This window comes from Parafilimonas sp. (assembly GCF_047606085.1).
In the GTDB taxonomy this organism is placed as follows: domain Bacteria; phylum Bacteroidota; class Bacteroidia; order Chitinophagales; family Chitinophagaceae; genus Parafilimonas.
In genome coordinates this window covers 1-18,693 of the sequence record NZ_JASGEX010000226.1, presented here as the reverse complement: position 1 = coordinate 18,693, position 18,693 = coordinate 1, and the positions used below count along the sequence as shown (strand labels likewise).

The 18,693-nt window shown below is 41.8% G+C and carries 15 protein-coding genes; 9 read left to right on the top strand and 6 right to left on the bottom strand.

The genetic code is table 11. From position 1 onward, the window contains the following. Positions 1-414: 414 nt before the first annotated feature. Together QM629_RS20040 and QM629_RS20035 are read left to right on the top strand one after the other, a co-directional pair. Positions 415-3,279, top strand: coding sequence for a TonB-dependent receptor (locus QM629_RS20040; protein WP_415161685.1), 2,865 nt, complete (start codon positions 415-417; stop codon positions 3,277-3,279). A gap of 123 nt (positions 3,280-3,402) precedes the next feature. Continuing rightward, positions 3,403-4,458, top strand: a complete 1,056-nt coding sequence (locus tag QM629_RS20035; protein ID WP_415161684.1) for a phytase — start codon at positions 3,403-3,405, stop codon at positions 4,456-4,458. Between the two features lie 146 nt (positions 4,459-4,604). Here QM629_RS20035 and QM629_RS20030 read toward each other — a convergent pair whose 3' ends face one another. Together QM629_RS20030 and QM629_RS20025 are read right to left on the bottom strand one after the other, a co-directional pair. After that, on the bottom strand, positions 4,605-6,443 hold the full coding sequence (locus QM629_RS20030; protein ID WP_415161683.1) for a glycoside hydrolase family 9 protein: 1,839 nt from the start codon (positions 6,441-6,443) through the stop codon (positions 4,605-4,607). Positions 6,444-6,480: 37 nt separating this feature from the next. Then, positions 6,481-7,242 carry a biotin--[acetyl-CoA-carboxylase] ligase gene (locus QM629_RS20025; protein WP_415161682.1) on the bottom strand — a complete coding sequence of 254 codons (762 nt, stop codon included), beginning with the start codon at positions 7,240-7,242 and terminating at the stop codon, positions 6,481-6,483. Between the two features lie 101 nt (positions 7,243-7,343). Between QM629_RS20025 and rsfS the strand changes: the two genes are divergently transcribed. From rsfS to tsf, 7 genes are all read left to right on the top strand, one after another. Next, positions 7,344-7,748, top strand: a complete 405-nt coding sequence (gene rsfS, locus QM629_RS20020) for a ribosome silencing factor (protein WP_415161681.1) — start codon at positions 7,344-7,346, stop codon at positions 7,746-7,748. A gap of 42 nt (positions 7,749-7,790) precedes the next feature. Then, on the top strand, positions 7,791-9,875 hold the full coding sequence (ftsH, locus tag QM629_RS20015) for an ATP-dependent zinc metalloprotease FtsH (protein ID WP_415161680.1): 2,085 nt from the start codon (positions 7,791-7,793) through the stop codon (positions 9,873-9,875). A gap of 28 nt (positions 9,876-9,903) precedes the next feature. Further along, positions 9,904-10,542, top strand: coding sequence for a LutC/YkgG family protein (locus QM629_RS20010; protein WP_415161679.1), 639 nt, complete (start codon positions 9,904-9,906; stop codon positions 10,540-10,542). A 409-nt stretch (positions 10,543-10,951) separates the two neighbouring features. Continuing rightward, complete coding sequence (gene rplM, locus QM629_RS20005) at positions 10,952-11,395, top strand: 50S ribosomal protein L13 (RefSeq protein ID WP_415161678.1); 444 nt, start codon at positions 10,952-10,954, stop codon at positions 11,393-11,395. Between the two features lie 58 nt (positions 11,396-11,453). Next, positions 11,454-11,843, top strand: coding sequence for a 30S ribosomal protein S9 (rpsI, locus tag QM629_RS20000; RefSeq protein ID WP_415161677.1), 390 nt, complete (start codon positions 11,454-11,456; stop codon positions 11,841-11,843). A gap of 105 nt (positions 11,844-11,948) precedes the next feature. Beyond that, entirely contained in the window at positions 11,949-12,845 is an 897-nt protein-coding gene (gene rpsB / locus QM629_RS19995) for a 30S ribosomal protein S2 (RefSeq protein ID WP_415161676.1), read from the top strand. A 120-nt stretch (positions 12,846-12,965) separates the two neighbouring features. Beyond that, on the top strand, positions 12,966-13,808 hold the full coding sequence (gene tsf / locus QM629_RS19990; RefSeq protein WP_415161675.1) for a translation elongation factor Ts: 843 nt from the start codon (positions 12,966-12,968) through the stop codon (positions 13,806-13,808). A 266-nt stretch (positions 13,809-14,074) separates the two neighbouring features. On the opposite strand, the gene QM629_RS19985 is transcribed toward tsf, so the two are convergent. The 4 genes from QM629_RS19985 to QM629_RS19970 form a co-directional block, all read right to left on the bottom strand. Then, entirely contained in the window at positions 14,075-15,508 is a 1,434-nt protein-coding gene (locus QM629_RS19985; RefSeq protein WP_415161674.1) for a TlpA family protein disulfide reductase, read from the bottom strand. A 401-nt stretch (positions 15,509-15,909) separates the two neighbouring features. Then, positions 15,910-17,037, bottom strand: a complete 1,128-nt coding sequence (locus tag QM629_RS19980) for a redoxin domain-containing protein (RefSeq protein ID WP_415161686.1) — start codon at positions 17,035-17,037, stop codon at positions 15,910-15,912. Between the two features lie 73 nt (positions 17,038-17,110). Next, positions 17,111-17,413 carry a hypothetical protein gene (locus tag QM629_RS19975; protein WP_415161673.1) on the bottom strand — a complete coding sequence of 101 codons (303 nt, stop codon included), beginning with the start codon at positions 17,411-17,413 and terminating at the stop codon, positions 17,111-17,113. A gap of 136 nt (positions 17,414-17,549) precedes the next feature. Beyond that, positions 17,550-18,416 (bottom strand): serine hydrolase, encoded by an 867-nt coding sequence (locus QM629_RS19970; protein ID WP_415161672.1) that lies wholly within the window; start codon positions 18,414-18,416, stop codon positions 17,550-17,552. Positions 18,417-18,693: the final 277 nt, after the last annotated feature.

Here is an 18,693-nt window from a genome sequence, read left to right as displayed (position 1 = left end):
TAATCATTTTGCCTTAAAATCAAAAATGATGGTTAACGCCACTAAAATAGCCTGGATAACAATGCACCAACTGGCCAATCATAAATTGACAGCATAATTTCTGTGAATAAAAATGCGTAACATCAGTTATTAAGAAGGTTTTCTCCATGCACTTTGAATGATTCTTTAAAGCTCATTGCATTATTTTTTACAGGTTATAATATACCGGAAAGATATTATTTATACAGCAGCCATGCTTTCGCCGGTATAAATTTTGAAATACTTCAGACTTCCTGTTATAGCTTACAGCCACTTCTTAACCGGCAATCCAACACCTGTTAATATTAAAGAAACATACAAGTAATAATTCCTTAATCGTCCGTTATTGATCGCACATAACGATAAAAATACTTTTGCGGCAAAAATTAACAGCTGATGTCAAAACCAGTTCTTTGCTTTGCAATAACATGCTTATGTGCGGGCTATATAAATGCCCAGCAATTATCTGCATTAGCCGTCAAAATCGCCGATGAACAAAACCTCAGCCTGCCCGGTGCAACTATTGTAATTGATGATAAACTAACCGGTGTTTCAGATAACACCGGTACAGCAAGTTTCCCTTCTCTTGCAGCAGGCAATCACAACATTTCTGTTTCTTATATCGGCTACGGCAACTACACTTCAAGCTTTTCTGTAAGCAAACCATCAGAGGAATTAAAGATAAAGCTTACATCCGGCGTGGAGGAACTGAAGGAAGTGGTGATTTTGGGTGACCACCTGAAAGGGCAGGCCAAAGCGCTAAACCAGCAAAAGAACAGCGATAACATCACCAATATCATCAGCGCCGACCAGGTAGGCCGTTTTCCGGATGCCAACATTGGCGATGCACTGAAACGTGTGCCGGGCATAACCATGCAGAACGACCAGGGTGAAGCCCGAAATATTGTTGTAAGAGGCATGGGGCCCGATTTTAACACTGTATCTTTAAACGGTGAGCGCCTGCCTTCTGCCGAAGGTGACAACCGCCGGGTGCAAATGGATTTAATACCCGCCGATATGATCCAAACCATCGAAGTAAACAAAACCCTTACTGCCAATATGGATGCTGATGCCATCGGCGGTTCTGTAAACCTTGTAACCCGCGCTGCGCCCAACGGCCTGCGCATCTCAGGCACACTGGCAGGCGGCTATAACCCCATCCGAGAAACATTTACCGGCACAGGCAGCCTTATTATCGGTAACCGTTTTTTCGGCGATAAGCTGGGCGCTGTGCTTAGCACATCTTATTTCAACAACAAATATGGCTCTGACAACATTGAAGCAAGCTGGGCAAAAGATGATAACGATAAAGTGTTTGTAGATGATAATGACGTGCGTGTATATGAAGAATGGCGTGTGCGCAGAAGCGCCAGCCTTGCGCTTGACTATAAAATAAACCCGGTTAACACCATTTATGTAACCGGCATGTATAACTGGCGCGATGACCGCGAAAACCGTTTTCGCTTACGCCACCGCTACCGCGGCGATGAAGAAGATTATGCCGATGACCTTATTTACGACGCTGAGGGAAATATTACCGGTTATACCAATGGTGAAGTTATACGCCAGACAAAGGGCGGCATAGACAATAACCGCAATCAAAACCGCAGGCTGGAAGACCAGCGCGTTCGCTCACTTGGGTTATCAGGCGACCATCTAATTGGAAAACTAAAAGCAGACTGGGGCATACAATATGCAAGGGCTTCAGAAAAAAGGCCGAACGAAAGATATATCTCAATGGGCCTGCGCGATATAACGGTTAACCAGGATATCAGCGATGAAACAAGGCCACTATTAACAGATGAAACGGCTTTGAGTGATTATACAAGGCTGGATGAACTAACTGAACAATTCCAGGATCAGTATGAAGAAGACATTAATGCAAAACTTGGTTTTTCTGTGCCATTATCCATCATAAGCGGGCAGCAGGGATCTCTTTTATTTGGCGGCCGCCTTCGCCATAAATTCAAAAAACGCAATAACAGCTTCTTCTCTTATGAGCCAACGGACGATAATGAAGCTAATTATGATAACATTACTTTATTGCCTTTGCAAAATGAAACCAGCAGCAGTTTTTATCCCGGCAGCAAATATGTGGCAGGCGCTTTCATCACGCCAAAATATCTCGGCAATGTTGACCTTACCAACAGCAACCTGTACGATCAAACCGATGAGCCTTCGGAATACCTTGCCGCAAACTTTACAGCAAAAGAAGTAATAACCGCAGGTTATATTGAATTAAGGCAGCACTTTACAAACAAGTTCATGGCCGATATTGGTTTGCGCATTGAACATACTGCTATTGATTATACCGGTAATATTGTAGAAGACGAAGAAACGCTGAAAGGCCAGGTGCCTTACAAAAACAATTATACCACCGTATTGCCCGATATAAACCTGCGCTACCAGGTAAACAGCAATTTTGTACTGAAAGGCGCATGGACAAACGGCATTGCCCGCCCCAAATATTATGACCTGGTGCCTTACATAAACATCAATCCGAACGATCTTGAATTAAGCAGCGGCAATACAACACTGGAACCGGTAAAGAGCATGAATTTTGATTTGATGGCAGAGAATTATTTTAAATCGGTTGGCCTGGTTTCCGGCGGCCTCTTCTACAAAAAGCTCAACAATTTCTTTTACAATTATATTGACAACAACTTCACGCACGATGAATTTGCAGCCCTTTTCCCCACCGTTGACAACCCCATTACAGAAGGTGATAACTGGGATTTTACACAACCACGCAACGGCGATGGTGCAACAGTCTGGGGCGCCGAAATTGCCATACAGCGCCAGCTCGATTTTCTCGGCAATTTCTGGAAAGGCTTTGGCGTTTACCTCAATTATACTTATACGCATTCCAATGCCAAAGGCATTTACAACGAAGGCGTGCTGGTGCGCAGCAATGTAAAACTGCCCGGCGCTGCGCCGAACATGTTCAATGCATCCTTGTCTTACGAAAATAAAAAGCTGGTGGTGCGTGTTTCGGCCAACTTCACTTCTGCGTATGTTGACGACAGCGAAGATGGCGGCTACAATGAAGATGCTTTCTTCGACCGTTATTACGACAAGCAATTCTTTCTTGATGCCAATGCTTCCTATGCCTTCACGCCGCAACTGCGCATATTTGCCGAGGCCAATAATTTAACCAACCAGCCTTTGCGTTATTACCAGGGCGTTAAAGAGAGAACAGCGCAGCTTGAGTATTATGGCCCGCGCTTTAACCTCGGTTTAAAATTCGATTTGAATAAATAAAGCCTGAATTTATTATGGCTGCAGGCGCTCACATAAAAGCTGTTTGAATTTTGCAAACGCGGTCAGACGCTTCAAAGCGTCAGACCGGTATCAGCCTGCCGCACTCATTAAGCATACATTACTATGAAAAAATATTTGCAGCTTATCATAATCGCAGCATGGTTTTTATCCGCCTGCAATACTTCAGCCATGCAATCATCCGGCAATAACGATTCAATTGTAAAGCCTGTTATTGTTACCGAAAAAGTGTTTGAAGACAGCGACGATCCGGCCATCTGGATCAACAAAAACGATCTTTCCCAAAGCCTTATCATAGGCACAGATAAAAGTGATGCCAATGGCGGCTTGTATGTATTCGGTCTGAGTGGAAAAATAAACAGGCAGCTAACCGTAACCGGCCTTAAGCGCATGAACAATGTGGATATTGCTTACGGCCTGCCGCTTGGCAATAACAAGGTTGATATAGCCGTGGCCACAGAACGCGGCGCCAACTCCATTCGTGTGTTCAGTATGCCCGGCATGAAGCCCCTGGATGGCGGCGGCATAGAAGTTTTTAAGAATGAAACAGAACGTGCCCCCATGGGCATTGCTTTATACACAAGGCCGGCCGACGGTAAAATATTTGCTATCGTAAGCCGTAAATCAGGCCCGGCGCAAGGTTACCTGCAGCAATATGTATTGCATGATGACGGCAGCGGCAAAGTGGTTGGCGATTTGGTAAGAAGCTTTGGCGCTTATTCCGGCAAAAAAGAAATCGAATCCGTTGCAGTGGATAATGAATTAGGCTTTGTGTATTATTCCGATGAACAAACCGGTATTCGTAAATATTATGCCGATCCCGAAAAAGGGAATGCAGAATTAGCATTGTTTGGGCAGGGTGAATACAAAGAAGATAATGAAGGCATTTCCATTTATAAATTAACGGACAGCACAGGTTACATTCTTGTATCAGACCAAAGCGCTAACCGTTTCAATATCTACCCAAGAGAAGGCAATGAACATAAACGCATAACTTCTGTTGCAGTAAGCACCAGTCAAAGTGATGGCAGCGATGCAACTTCCATAAGCCTGCCCGGCTTTGAAGGCGGTTTATTTGTTGCCATGAGCACGGATAAAACTTTTCAGTATTACCGGTGGAAAGATATTGCCGCAAAAGCGGGCCTGAAGGTGAAGGAATAAATTCGGCCTTCCAAATTCTGTTTATTCTTCTGAGCAGCTTTTAAATAAGCTGTCGCGTTTATGCCAGCCATTCTATACAAGATGATCATCAGCATGCGGCCCGGAAAATGGCCTTCTTATTTACTATTGTATATAAGATTGAAATTTTATAGTCTGGGAATGGCATCCTTTAAAGGGATCCCATTCCTTGCTTCGGACTGTTTTGCAGCAAGCAAATAAATTAAGGAAGCCGTTCCATCCATCGTTGGTTCGTTCGTGCTGTAATCGCCATAATCATCGTGATATACAGCCAGCTCACTTTGATAGGGCGCATATTCATCTTCATTATACAATTGTATGCCGATAAGGTTTCTATAGATAGAAGAATAAACGGGGCCATCAACCAAACCGCCATCAATAGGATAATTTTTTAAATGCGTAAAAGCAGAATGCGGATCAGTTGGTGTATCGCCCCATGATGGCAAGCCATACACCATGCTGGTGCCCCAGGGATTGCAGCCAAATATCCAGTCGAAACAGGCCTGCTCCAAAGGCTGGTAGGTTTTATCTCCGGTCAATTGCCTGTACCAGTAACATTGAATGGCAAAGCTTACCGTTAAATTATTGCTGCACCAGATAAAAGGAATGTCTCTGTAAAACGCATTGTGTTTTGCTTTCTGCCAAACACGTTCAATACCTTCTTTATAAAACTGAATGATGGAATCTCTTCGGGCACCTGTTAATTGTTTGGCTAATTCATAATGGCCGATATTAATAAACGGATACCATTGGTAATGCTTTGCAGTATCAGCTCCAAGCCAGGGTGTGACAGGTTCTTTTAATGCATAATCATAAGCAGTAATAATAAGACGTTTGCTTGTGTCAATCATATTTAATGCAGCGCCTGCCAGCTCCATGTCATCCGTCCAGTTGTCTTCTGCATAAATGTATGGCGAGAGCACAGAGGCTGTTTGCGCAACACCCGGATACTTTAATCCTAATGCAAATGCGGACAATGATTTACTGATGAGGCCATCTGCATACTTCCTATCAACATTAAAAAACAATTCACTGCCCAAAGCAAAAGCGCTGGCAAATTTTCCCGCCGTTGATGCCACACCCGTTGTATAGTTCATAAACCTGCCTCTTTGCTGCGGTTCGCCGTTGCAGAAGTAAACAGGCCTTTCCAGGCCGCGGCCATAATAATTGGTATCTTCTTTGGGTATGCGCATGCCGCGATGGTCGCGGTCGTCGCCTGTCTGGTTAAATAACCAATTATCTTTTGGGTGCATTTTCAATAACCAGTCCAGGCCCCATTTTGCTTCATCCAATACATCGGGAATGGTATTGCTTCCATCCAAACCATTCGCTTGTTTTTTGTCTTTAAACACTTGAGGAAAATCACGGTAAGCCGCCAGCAGGTGGTAGGTTGCATTGGCCGATGTGGTTGAATATTGCAGGTAATCGCTGGCATCGTGCCATCCGCCAACTACATCAATATGGGTGCTGTCAGAAACCGGCGCATACAACGTATAGCCATCATGCACATGGCAGGAATCTTTCAAAAAAGGATTGAACCCGCTGCGTTGCTGCCGCATATACCGCAGGCAAAAATCTGCGCCGCCATCATACACCGAATCATTGATTGAGAAAACCGGAGAAGCAGTGCCATCAATATTAATAATGAATTTCCCTTTGCCTGTAAACGCGGAAAAATCAAGCCGGTAAGTATGGCTGAAAGGGCCGTAGCTGCCAAAATCCTTTCCTGCAGAATTGTAGAAAACTGTTTTGCCATTTTCATCTTTAACAGAAAATGCGGTGACTGCAATTGGTTTGCCTGAACCTAATACGGCCACTTTTATGCTTTTTGTTGAGTAACCAAGCTGGTTTATTCTTATGCAGGAAATATCCTGTGCCTGTACAACTGGCGCAAGGCCGCATAACAAAACAATGAGCGGGGAAACAGTTTTAAGCATCTTTTTCATTAAATGCTTAAAGATAGGCATGTTGCCAAATGGAGTTGTTTAAAAAAATCAACCTGCACTAAACCAGCCATTCAATCTCGCCAGAGCGATATGCGTTTTCAACATCGTTTTCAATAAGGATAATATTTCCAAGTTCATCAACTGCTTTTACTATAGCAGAAAAGGTTTCATTTTCTTTTTTAAATCTGATGCCTTCATTCAGCTTGTATAAATGTGCGTTATACGCATTCAGTATCTTTTGTTTCCGGCCGGCATATAAGGTCTTAAGCGTTGTATCAAACAAACTGCAAAATACCTTAGCCAGTTCAACCGTATTGTAGTCCGCTCCTGTTATTTGCTTTAGTGAAACCGGCCTTTTTGCTTCGGGCGAAAATTCAGTTTGATTGATGTTGATGCCAAAACCGGCCACTGCAAATTGCCAGCTTTTACCGCGTATCATATTTTCGATCAATATGCCTGCTGCCTTTCTGTCACGACAATAAATATCATTCGGCCATTTGATTTTTATTTTTTCAGTTGTGTATTTGTTAAATAATTCAAGCACCGATAAGGCGCTCACCATATTCAGTAAAAACTGTTGCTGCAGGGCAAACCCGCTTGTATCCAGCAATACAGAAAGCATAATGTTTTCACCTTTGGCCGAGAGCCACTGGCGGTTAAACTGCCCGCGGCCGGCTGTTTGTTCAAAAGCAAAGAAGGCATCTCCATGCCGCGCAGTGCCGTTTTGCACCTGCTGCATGGCATAGTTGTTGGTGCTGTCAACACTCAATAATTCTATAAAGCGTTTGCCGGTTACATTATTTATTGAGGCTGCTGACAAAGAATTATTAATTTTGGCGAAACTACATTTTTGATAAATAGTTTAATTTCGAAGAAACGTAAAATGCCTTTAAAATTTTTTCACTTAAAATAGTTGCTTATTTGGAACCACTTACCGTTTTAGCTTCCCGCAAAAAGAGCTCAGTCACCAGGCTTAATTCAAACTCCAGGATTTTTAAACTTATTCTTAAAGCCATTCAGGAAAAAAAAGGAGAAAACATTGTTTCCCTGGATTTACGAAAAATACCGGAAGCAGTAAGTGATTATTTTATTATTTGTGAAGCTACCAGTAGCACGCAGGTAAGGGCAATTGCTGATTTTGTTGAGGAAACTATTAAAAAAGAACTGGGCGAAGTCCCCTACAGGCACGAGGGTTTTCATGCATTGCAATGGGTGCTGATTGATTATGTAAATATCGTAGTGCACATCATGCAGCCTGATACCCGGAAGTTTTACAGGCTTGAGGAAATGTGGAGCGACGCAGTTCTGAAAGAACATTCATTATAAAAATTTAACCAGCTAATTTAACCTTACAGAGATATATAAAAAATGGCACAGGATAATAACAAGAATAAACCGGATATTTTCGACAAAGGCAATGGAGATAAATCACCGCGCCGCGGCCCGCGTTTCAGCATATACTGGATATACGCAATAGTGGCAATAACGCTTATTGCGGTAAATGTATTTAAGTTCAACAGCCCCGATGTACTTACTACTACCGAGCAGGATTTCAGGGATAAAATGCTGAAAGATGGGGATGTTTTAAAAATTGATAAGGTGCGGAATAAAGAACTTGTTCGCGTTTATATAAAACCCGAAAGCCTTAGCAAAGAATACTATAAAGCACAATTTAAACAGCCGCTTACCAAAGATCCTTCCGTAACGCCGTTATTCGAGTTCAGGGTGAGCGACTGGGAAAGCTTTAACCGTGGCCTTGCCCAATTTTACAAAGACAACAATATACCCGAAGTTTCTGAGAATGTATATGATGAAGGGGAATGGTTCGGGCCTTTTGCCAATACCATTATTTCTGTTTTATTGTTTGTGGGACTATGGGTTTTGCTGATGCGCAAAGTGGGCGGCGGCGGCGGTTCCGGCGGCCCCGGCGGTATTTTCAATATTGGAAAATCGAAGGCGCAGTTATTTGATAAAGGTGCTAAAGTAAATATCACGTTTACCGATGTGGCCGGTTTGGACGAAGCCAAAGTGGAAGTAATGGAAATTGTTGATTTCCTCAAAAACCCTAAAAAATATACTTCGCTTGGCGGTAAAATTCCGAAAGGCGCATTGCTCATCGGCCCTCCGGGAACCGGTAAAACCCTGCTGGCAAAAGCAATGGCGGGTGAAGCGCAGGTGCCGTTTTTCAGTATGAGCGGTTCAGATTTTGTTGAGCTGTTTGTGGGCGTGGGCGCCAGCCGCGTTCGTGACCTGTTCAAGCAGGCAAGGGAAAAAGCACCCTGTATTATATTCATAGATGAAATTGACGCCATTGGCCGTGCCCGTGGCAGGAATGCCATCGTAAGCAACGACGAAAGGGAAAATACATTGAACCAGTTGCTGGTGGAAATGGATGGCTTCAGCGGTGAAAGCGGCATCATCATTCTTGCGGCCACAAACCGGCCTGATGTGCTGGATAGCGCTTTATTGCGTCCCGGCCGTTTCGACCGCCAGATTTCAATAGACCGCCCGGATGTAAAAGGCCGGGAAGACATTTTTCGCGTACATCTAAAACCGATCAAAGTTTCACAATCACTCAATATCTTCAAACTGGCCGAACAAACACCGGGCTTTGCCGGCGCCGATATTGCCAATGTTTGTAACGAAGCGGCTTTGATCGCTGCCCGGAAGGATAAGGAAATGGTGGACATGAGCGATTTCCAGGATGCAATTGACAGGGTTATTGGCGGCCTGGAAAAGAAAAACAAGATCATTTCCCCGGAAGAGAAAGAAATTATTGCTTACCACGAGGCCGGTCATGCCATCTGCGGATGGTTTCTGGAACATGCGTATCCCTTATTAAAAGTTACTATCGTTCCCCGGGGTACAGCCGCATTAGGCTATGCGCAATACACGCCGAAAGAGCAATACCTGTATAATACCGATCAGTTAATGGACCAGCTTTGCATGACGCTTGGCGGAAGGGCTTCTGAAGAAATTTTCTTTGGAAAGATTTCTACCGGCGCATCCAACGACCTTCAGCAGATAACCAAAACCGCTTATGCCATGATAACCGTGTATGGCATGAACAAAAAAGTAGGCAACATAAGCTTTTACGATCCTGCAGCGGATAATTCTTTCACGAAACCTTACAGTGAAAAGACCGGGGAAATGATTGACGAGGAAGTTAGAAAACTGATTGAAACCGCTTATGTAAAAACAAAAGCTTTGCTTAGTGAAAGGAAGCATGAAGTGGAAACCCTTGCAAAAGAGTTGCTGGTAAAAGAAGTTTTATTCCAGAGTGATGTTGAAACGCTGATTGGCAAACGGCCTTTTGGCGAACATAAGGAAGAAGAAAACGAAGAGGAAGAATTGAATGAGCCGCATCACCCGGGCGCCATAAGCGCAGGCGTACCGCCTTACGATCCCAGCATTACCCAGCCTGCTCCTAAACAGGCAACTTCAGAATCTTAGTGCTTTTACATACAAATTTTGATGTGATTTGAAAACAACATCATCAAGGGAAAACATCTTAAAAAAAATAAAGCAGGCACTGGCAAAACCAGTGCCTGCGCCTTTTGAAGCGGCAGAACAAACCCCGGTTTTTTTCTCCGGTAAAAATGATGAGCCGGAGCTGTTGTTTGCCGAAAATTTCGCTGCGCTGCAGGGCCGTTTTTCTTTTTGTTCAGATGAAGCTGAGCTTGTTCAGCAATTGCAAACTTTGTTTGGCACAAGGCAGTGGGCGAAGCTGTTTGTTAATGAAGACAGGATCAAAGAATTGTTTGCCCGCCACAATGTGAAATTGCCTTTTTCGCCAAGCCTGGCAGATTGCGACGCTTCCCTTACCAGTTGTGAGTGCTTAATAGCCAGAACGGGCAGCCTGCTGCTAAGCAGTGCGCAAACCGGCAGAACATCGAGTGTATATGCACCGGTTCATGTTTGTATTGCCTATATGGATCAGTTGGTTTTTGATTTAAAAGACGGTCTTGAATTTATCAAACAAAAATACGCAACAGGCATTCCCTCGCTCATAACGTTTGCCTCCGGCCCCAGCCGTACTGCCGATATTGAAAAAACGCTTGTAACCGGCGTTCATGGGCCGAAAGAAGTGTTTTGTTTTCTGGTGGAGAAAAGGGCGTAACTGAATGATCAGCTTGAATTTTGAGAGATAAGCTAACGTGAGTTCGGGATAAGCGATATGTTTAAAGCTTGCAGACAGACCTCACCTAAATCCTCCCGAATGGCCGGGACAGGTTCTCCAAGGGAGAGGACTTCCGACGCCCTAAAACTCATAAAACATGCAAAAAATCATGTTTTTTCCTGCCCTTCTCCAAAGGAGAAGGGTTGGGATGAGGTAGAAATAACAATCTAAGCTTATCTCCGAACTCACGTTAAGTTAAATTCAATGCAAAATTTTTACTGAAAATCAATATATTACAAGCCATCAGTAAAAAATAAACAACATTTTAATTTTTTATCCACCTAACTTTCTGCATCTTTGCGCTCCCAAAAATTAAAGCCCGGGATGGCGGGCCAATAAAAACAAATACATGAGCAAACTACATTTCACAACAAAGCATGCGAACGAGGCTACCGTGCAGCGTAACTGGTACGTTGTTGACGGCACCAATCAAACCGTAGGCCGCATGTGTTCTAAGATCGCAGCCGTATTGCGTGGCAAGAACAAAGCCTACTACACCCCACACGTTGACTGTGGCGATTTTGTAATTGTAACCAATGCCGGCAAGGTAAAATTTACCGGTAATAAGCTGGAAGATAAAGTGTACCAGAACTTCAGCGGTTACCCTGGCGGTTTAAGGGAAGAAATTGCAAAAGACCTTTTAAAACGCAGGCCGGAGGCCGTTATTGAGCGCGCTGTAAAAGGCATGCTGCCTAAAAACCGGCTTGGCAGAAAGATGTATAAAAAATTATTTGTGTATGCAGGTGCAGAACATCCGCACACCGCACAGCAACCAAAAGAATTCAAATTCTAAATAAGCTGTTGGCCGTTAGCTGATGGCTGATGGCTGAAAGCTGAAAGCTTATATAAAAATGGAAAAACAAAAAAATGCCGTAGGCCGTCGTAAAGAAGCTGTTACCCGCGTTTTTATTTCAAAAGGCACTGGTAACATTACGGTGAACGACAAAAATTATAAAGAATATTTTGCTTTGCCTTACCTGCAGAACCAGGTGGAGGCGCCTTTAAAAACCATCGAATCGCTTGATAAATTCGATATTGTTATCAATGCAAGCGGCGGTGGCGTAAAAGGCCAGGCAGAAGCAGCCAAACTGGGCATCGCCCGCGTTTTACTGGAAATTAATCCGGAATACCGCCCTGTTTTAAAAGCAGCCGGTTATTTAAAACGCGATCCGCGTGGTGTTGAACGTAAAAAGTTCGGTCACAAGAAAGCAAGGCGCAGCTACCAGTTTTCTAAACGTTAAGCTGTTAGCCATTAGCTTTTGGCTTTTGGCTGATTAAACCTATAAAATAATTCATAACAAAACAGCTAATGGCTAACAGCCAATAGCTAAAAGCTAAAATAAACAATGGAACAAAACACTTCATTACAACAGCAATTACTTGAGGCAGGCGTGCATTTTGGCCACCTGCGTAAGAAGTGGAATCCAAAAATGTTGCCTTACATTTTTGCTGAAAAGAAAGGCATTCACATCATTGACCTTAATAAAACCGTTGACACACTGCAGGAAGCTTCTGCCGCTCTAAAGCAAATTGCCAAAAGCGGTAAAAAGATCATGTTCGTGGCTACCAAAAAGCAGGCGAAAGAAATCGTGAGCGAATGCGCCCGCCGCGTAAACATGCCGTATGCCACCGAGCGCTGGCTGGGCGGTATGCTTACCAACTTCAACACCGTGCGTAAAAGCGTTAAGAAAATGCAGAGCATTGAGAAGATGCTGAACGATGGCAGTGCGGAAAGCCTTACCAAAAAAGAACGCCTTACTTTAACCCGCGATAAAGACAAGATGGAAAAGGTGCTGGGCGGTATTGCGCAGCTTGGCCGTTTGCCGGCAGCGCTGTTCATTGTTGATATTGGCCACGAGCACATTGCTTTGGCAGAAGCCAAACGCCTTGGCATCACTACTTTCGGAATGGTTGATACCAATTCTGATCCCAACAAAATTGATTTCCCGATCCCTGCAAATGATGATGCTACCAAATCAATTGCCATCATCACCAATTATATCACGGCCGCAATAACAGAAGGCCTTGCAGAACGCCAGGCAGCAAAAGATGAAGAATCCACTACCGAAGAAGTAGATAATGAGGCGGAAAAGAAAGCGGCCCGCTTACAGGCGGAAGCTGAATCTGAAGGTGGCCGCAGGCGCGGTGAAGGCGGTGGTGGAGACAGGAACCGTGGTGGCGGCGGGCCAACCAAGCGCCGCGTGCCCGGCAACCGCAGGCCCGCAGGTGGTGGCGGAAGATAAACCCCCATCCCCTGAAGGGGAGTAAGGTAAACCGCTACTGTTCATAAATTATATTTCAACACAAGTCTCTAATTTATAAGAGACTTTTATTACCTCCCTTTAGGGAGGAAGGAGGGCACAATGAGCACTACAGTAACAATATCAGCAGCAGAAATTAATAAGCTACGCCAGGCAACCGGCGCCGGTATGATGGATTGCCGCAAAGCCTTAGCAGAAACAAATGGTGATTTTGAAGCCGCTATTGACTGGCTGCGCAAGCAGGGTCAGAAAGTAGCCGCTAAACGCAGCGACCGCGAAGCCAAAGAAGGCGTTGTAATTGCAAAAACCACCGACGATAACCAATCCGGCATCATCGTTTGCGTAAGCTGCGAAACAGATTTCGTTGCCAAGAATGCAGACTTTGTTGCCTTTGCACAAAGCATTGCTGATGCAGCTATTGATAACAACGTAAAATCTTTAGATGAGCTGAACTCAGCTAAAGTAGGCGAATCAACTGTTGCAGATTTAGTAAACGATAAACTGGCTTCAATAGGCGAAAAAATCGGTATCACTAAGTTTGAACGCATTGATGCGCCTTACGTGGCTTCTTATATTCATGGCGCAAACCGCATGGGCGTTTTGGTTGGTTTGAATAAAGCAGCAGCCGAAGCAGGCAAGGATGTTGCCATGCAAATCGCAGCAATGAACCCTGTAGCAGTTGATGCAGATTCAGTGCCCGCTGAAACCATCGAACGCGAAAGAAGCATTGCCATCGAGCAAATGAAACAGGATCCTAAAATGGCCGGCAAAACAGATGACATGCTTGGCAAAATAGCGCAGGGTAAGCTGAATGCTTTCTTCAAAGAGCAAACTTTACTGGCCCAGGCCTTTGTAAAGGATGCCGGCAAATCCGTTGCTGATTACCTGAAAGAAACAGATAAAGACCTTAAAGTAATAGAATTTAAAAGGGTAGCTTTGGGGTAGGGTTAAAAGAATATAATACAAATTTTAAAAGGCTGTCTAAAAAGTACAAGACAGCTTTTTTTATTCGGCAAGGTGGTGAAAATTAAAATCAGAGACACAATTCCCGAGGCCTTCAAGAAAATTTTTGAGACAACCCTTTAGTTATAAACAACCCATAATATTTAAAAATAAACGCAGGCAACATAAATGCTTTGCTTTACCTTTTGACTTGCTTACAAATAGTATAATAAACCCATTGTAATAAGCGCATATTTTGATAATGCAGTTCATTCACTAAGCATCTTACTAATAAGATTTTTCAATTCTGAAGATTTCGCTTCAGGCGCATCATAAGTTTTAAATTCACCATTTTTATTTATCAAAATGTATTTTGGAATTGCCTCAATATAATCATCCATGAATGGTTGTGCGCCTGCCGGATTAATGCAATAGGAATTCTTTGGGTTTAACAGCAGCTTATCGCTCATTACTTTCCATGAAAATAAATCTTTATCAATTGAAATAGCAATTGAAATAAAATCAGAATCCTTTAGCTCATTTTCCAACTTAAGCAAATAAGGTATATCGTCTCTGCATGGGATACACCAACTTGCCCAATAATGTAATAAAATAACTTTTCCCCTGTTTTGTTTTATTAAATCTTCCAGGCTGGTTTTTACATTATCATCAATGTGTATAAGAAGGTTTGCCGGCTTTTTGCTCTGGCTTTTTTCAAGTTGCTTCTTTAAAAGTTTCTCTCTTCTGATATATCCCCTGTACTCCCTTGTATTACAATTCTTATAAAACCACCTGTATGTTTTATTACTTAATTCAATATCCCTGTCAATAGCTATATTCATTATGTAAGCTAAGGAAAATGATTCTGCCAGGCCATCCAAAACTTTTACAACAAATCGCATATCTTCTTTTATATCTTCTTCATCGGCTATTTCTTCTTTAGATATTGGAAGCAATGCGTTAATAATGCTTCTGACAACAGATTCCCTTCCACTGGTAAAAAAAGTTTCTTTATCATTTATATGGTTAATATAAGGAATGAGAGAATTGATTTTTTCGGTGAATAATTTATTATTTTGAAGCTGGACTTTATTCCCAAAATAAAAACTATAAATTGGCTCAAAGGCCCTCGCCGTATAATATTTTGTAAATTTCTCTTTCCTTTTTAAAGAAATATTCATAATAAAAGCAATGCTGTCAATAGCCTTAGGCAAACAGGCAGAATAATATTTTGCTTGGTTTATTACTTTCTGTTCCGATTGGAGTATGGTATCAATGGGAGTATTATTTGAATATCCAAAAAATGATTTGGGGCGTAGGGCCGAAATATATTTTTCCATTTCTTCCCCTTCCGCTGCTTTTTTGCTAAGGTTAATTTTAGATTTGGAAGAAAGGCTGACATCTCCGTTCTTATCCAATGCTAAAATATATTTTTCTCTGGGGTAAGCAAAAAAGGCTATAGGATCAATAAAAAGATAGGTTGGTTTATTTATCCTGACTTTATAATTTACCGTATTTGAAAAATTGCCTGTTAAATATTTTGTGTGGCCTGTCAAGTCAATATAACTCAATAGGGGATCTTCATACTTTTTAATAAAACTGGTATCCACAATAATCCTGGTAGTTTTAAATCCCTTTTCACCAGTGCAGGAAGGTCCTGTAATCCAGCATAATATTGCCACACATAATATTGATCTCACCATAGATTTTAATGTAAAAAATGTCATTCCACAGATTGACAAGTTGGGTCTATCAGATCAACTTCACAAGTAAATCCCCAGTAACATTTTCCGTTTGTGCATGTTCCCCTACTATCCGTGACTGAATTTTTACCACAGCATTTTGTTAACGAGCCACAATCCGAGCTTTGCGTGCATTTCTTGTTATCAGCAAGCATCATCATATCCCGCCAGCACATTTTTTAACTGTGCTCTTGTAAGCACTTCTGTTGCACCGAGTTCCAGCGCTGTAAGTTTAAGCTTTTTCATCTCTTAATTTTTTAGATGATTATTAAAATATAAGACTTTATCCAATTGCGGATAAAGAATATTTTCAGCTGTTGTTTCTGGTTAGTGCTAAAATCAACTTACAGATAAGGTTCGCTTCAATAAGAAAATTCTTTTGCCAATACCTGTTCTAATGTTTCTGAAGGTTCATTTAAAGAATTCCAAACAATTATTCCCTTCTTATTAATCAATATTTCACTTGGAATTGGTTGTTTTGTGTTGGAATATTTATTATCTATATCTTCATTCCTTATCAGGTTACAAAATTTTTCAATTTTGTTTCTACTTATAGCCTTCTTCCATGAATCCATATCTGTATCTAAAGACATGGTAATTATTTCAAACCCGTTTTTGTTATATTTATTAAATAAATCTTTTAATCCCGGCAACTTTTTTAAACAAGGCTGGCACCAACTTGCCCAGAAATCAAGTAATATATATTTGCCTTTGAAATTTTGAAGAGATACATTTTTACCTTCATCGTTTTTTGCAAAAAAATCGGGCGCTTCAATATTTACCCTTCTTTTATTTAATTCTTCCCTTATCAATTTACCTGTGTTGCTTTGCTGTATCATGCCTGTAAAATTGCTGTATAAGCTTTCTGCCGAATCTGTTTGAACCTGGCGATTAAATATCAAGCTATACAAATAGGTTGGTGATACGTAAGAATCAGGGTGGCTAATTATAAATGCCATTTTTATATCTCTTGTTTCATCGTTACTTGGACCAACAACACTGTCTGATAATTGTAAAAGCCGCGCTTTCATCTGTTTAATAGCTGTAGAATCTGTAATCTCTTTTGTTTTTTTAACTAATTCTGTGTATTCTTCAAGGCCATTTTTATACTTAGCCTGGGCAACATCTATTTGTTGTTTTAGTGAATCTTCCTGTAGCTGGGTGAAAGAACCTTGCATTTTGAAATTATCAAAATTATTTTCTTCCAAATAAATATGTTCAATACCCGGTTCGAGAAAAAAGCTTACGGAATTCCCATTGGAAGAACTGCCTTTCAACCAGCAAAAACTTGGCTGTGAAAGATAACCTGAAAATTGAAATTTACCATTGGTTAGTATAGCAGTGTCGCTCTGCCATTTATCGTTTACGTTCGGATACCGTAGTATTATAATTCCTGTATCCCTGCCCTTAAATATGCCCCGTAATAAAAAATTATTTTTAGGCTGCTTACTTTGGGCGGCTGTATTAAAGGGGCAACAAAAAATAATCATTAGGAATATTAAAAAACCATGCATAATGTTTTTTTTGAGTTTACTTTTATTACGTTTCTATTTTTGTTTTCTATTAACTCCTTAATAAAAGGCTGTCCTTAAAGATAGAGACAGCCTTATTTATAATATTAAAAACATAATTTATCTCCACCTTTAACATCTGGATTATAACCATTGCCAGCGTCTTCGCAACTTGAGCACGTTCCTGAACATGAGATACCCGATCCACTGCCACAATATGCATCACAGCATCCACTTTGTTCCGTCGAACCGCAGTAAGTGGCAGGTGCTGCGCCCCCAAAACGTTTTTTAACTGTGTCCTTGTAAGTACTTCTGTTGCGCCAAGTTCCAGCACTGTAAGTTTAAGCTTTTTCATCTTTTAAACTTTAATAAAACATAAACCAATTACAGAAACGGCTTTTCCTTTTTTAAATTTTCAACCAGTTCTTTTTAATCATTCTCTGTGTCCCGCCAGTTCGGAAGATAACAATAAGCTGGGCAATCTATCTGTTTTATCCCTTATTAAAATGCTTCCATAAAAGGGCAGACAATTTTCTGGTAAGCACCCAGGCTTCATTGTCTGCATGCCAGTTTGTGTCTTTATTATTCTTTGTGAAGATGGAAAATATGTAAGGGGTTTTACCGTTCACATACAGCACTTCATTACGGTTTGCATCCAGGGCGCCATTCTTATCAGCCACAAATACGCCCGCCGGTACCTGGCTAAGCGCTTCTTCATCCCAATATTGCCTGCCAAGCAGGCGAAGCATTTTATCACAGGCTTCCGGGCTGATGATCTTCTTATCAATAATATCATGCATAATGGTTGCTATTTCGCGGGGCGTGGTTTGCCCCCAGCCATATTGAGAGCGGTAATTTTCCCTGCCCGGCGTTCTGCTGTTCACCCTTGTATTTTTATATCCCAAACTATCGAGCAACGCATTTATAGTGAGGCCGCCGCCAGCCAGGCCCTGCAACCACAGGCTTGCACAGTTATCGCTTACAGTCAGCATCAGCATCATCACTTTGCTTAGCTCAATCGTGCTGCTGTCTTTAAAATCAGAAAGAATATCATCGCCTTCGCTGTAATACAAAGAATCAGTATATAACAATCGCTGGTGATAATCCAGTTCGCCATGCTGCATTTTATTCATAATACCCGCGAGAATAGAAATTTTCACAATGCTGGCTGTAGGAAAAACCGTATCAGCATGTATGCCCACAATTGTATTATGCTTCAGGTCGTGCACATAAATGCCTATATCGCCATGAAAGTCTTTAATAAGCTCGGTAATTTGCCGCTGCAGCCTGTTATCGGTTTTTTGTGCGCTGGAAATAAAGCATATTAATACAAAAACAAATAGGAATAGTTTTTTCATGCTGATATGTATAATTGATTCCAAATTATTGTTGTCCGGCTAAAATATTTTCTCCCGGGCTAACCAGACAATAATGATCTCAAATATAAAATGCCTGCTGCTTTTATAGATAATAATAAGCAGCAGCCAATATGCTGTAAATTATTTTACAGGCGTTACAGATAACCACATCATTCTCCCTAAGAAGCTGTTTGAAAATTTAATTCTTTACAGGGGTTTAGCGATTTTTCGCACAGAGCAAAAGCGTAAACAGCCGTAATGAAGCGTCTCTGCCGGC

Coding starts and splice junctions, on each gene's coding strand:
- QM629_RS20040 (WP_415161685.1), top strand. CDS start 415: ATGTCAAAACCAGTTCTTTGCTTTGCAATAACATGCTTATGTGCGGGC.
- QM629_RS20035 (WP_415161684.1), top strand. CDS start 3,403: ATGAAAAAATATTTGCAGCTTATCATAATCGCAGCATGGTTTTTATCC.
- QM629_RS20030 (WP_415161683.1), bottom strand. CDS start 6,443: ATGCCTATCTTTAAGCATTTAATGAAAAAGATGCTTAAAACTGTTTCC.
- ftsH (WP_415161680.1), top strand. CDS start 7,791: ATGGCACAGGATAATAACAAGAATAAACCGGATATTTTCGACAAAGGC.
- rplM (WP_415161678.1), top strand. CDS start 10,952: ATGAGCAAACTACATTTCACAACAAAGCATGCGAACGAGGCTACCGTG.
- rpsI (WP_415161677.1), top strand. CDS start 11,454: ATGGAAAAACAAAAAAATGCCGTAGGCCGTCGTAAAGAAGCTGTTACC.
- rpsB (WP_415161676.1), top strand. CDS start 11,949: ATGGAACAAAACACTTCATTACAACAGCAATTACTTGAGGCAGGCGTG.
- tsf (WP_415161675.1), top strand. CDS start 12,966: ATGAGCACTACAGTAACAATATCAGCAGCAGAAATTAATAAGCTACGC.
- QM629_RS19985 (WP_415161674.1), bottom strand. CDS start 15,508: ATGGTGAGATCAATATTATGTGTGGCAATATTATGCTGGATTACAGGA.
- QM629_RS19980 (WP_415161686.1), bottom strand. CDS start 17,037: ATGATTATTTTTTGTTGCCCCTTTAATACAGCCGCCCAAAGTAAGCAG.
- QM629_RS19975 (WP_415161673.1), bottom strand. CDS start 17,413: ATGAAAAAGCTTAAACTTACAGTGCTGGAACTTGGCGCAACAGAAGTA.
- QM629_RS19970 (WP_415161672.1), bottom strand. CDS start 18,416: ATGAAAAAACTATTCCTATTTGTTTTTGTATTAATATGCTTTATTTCC.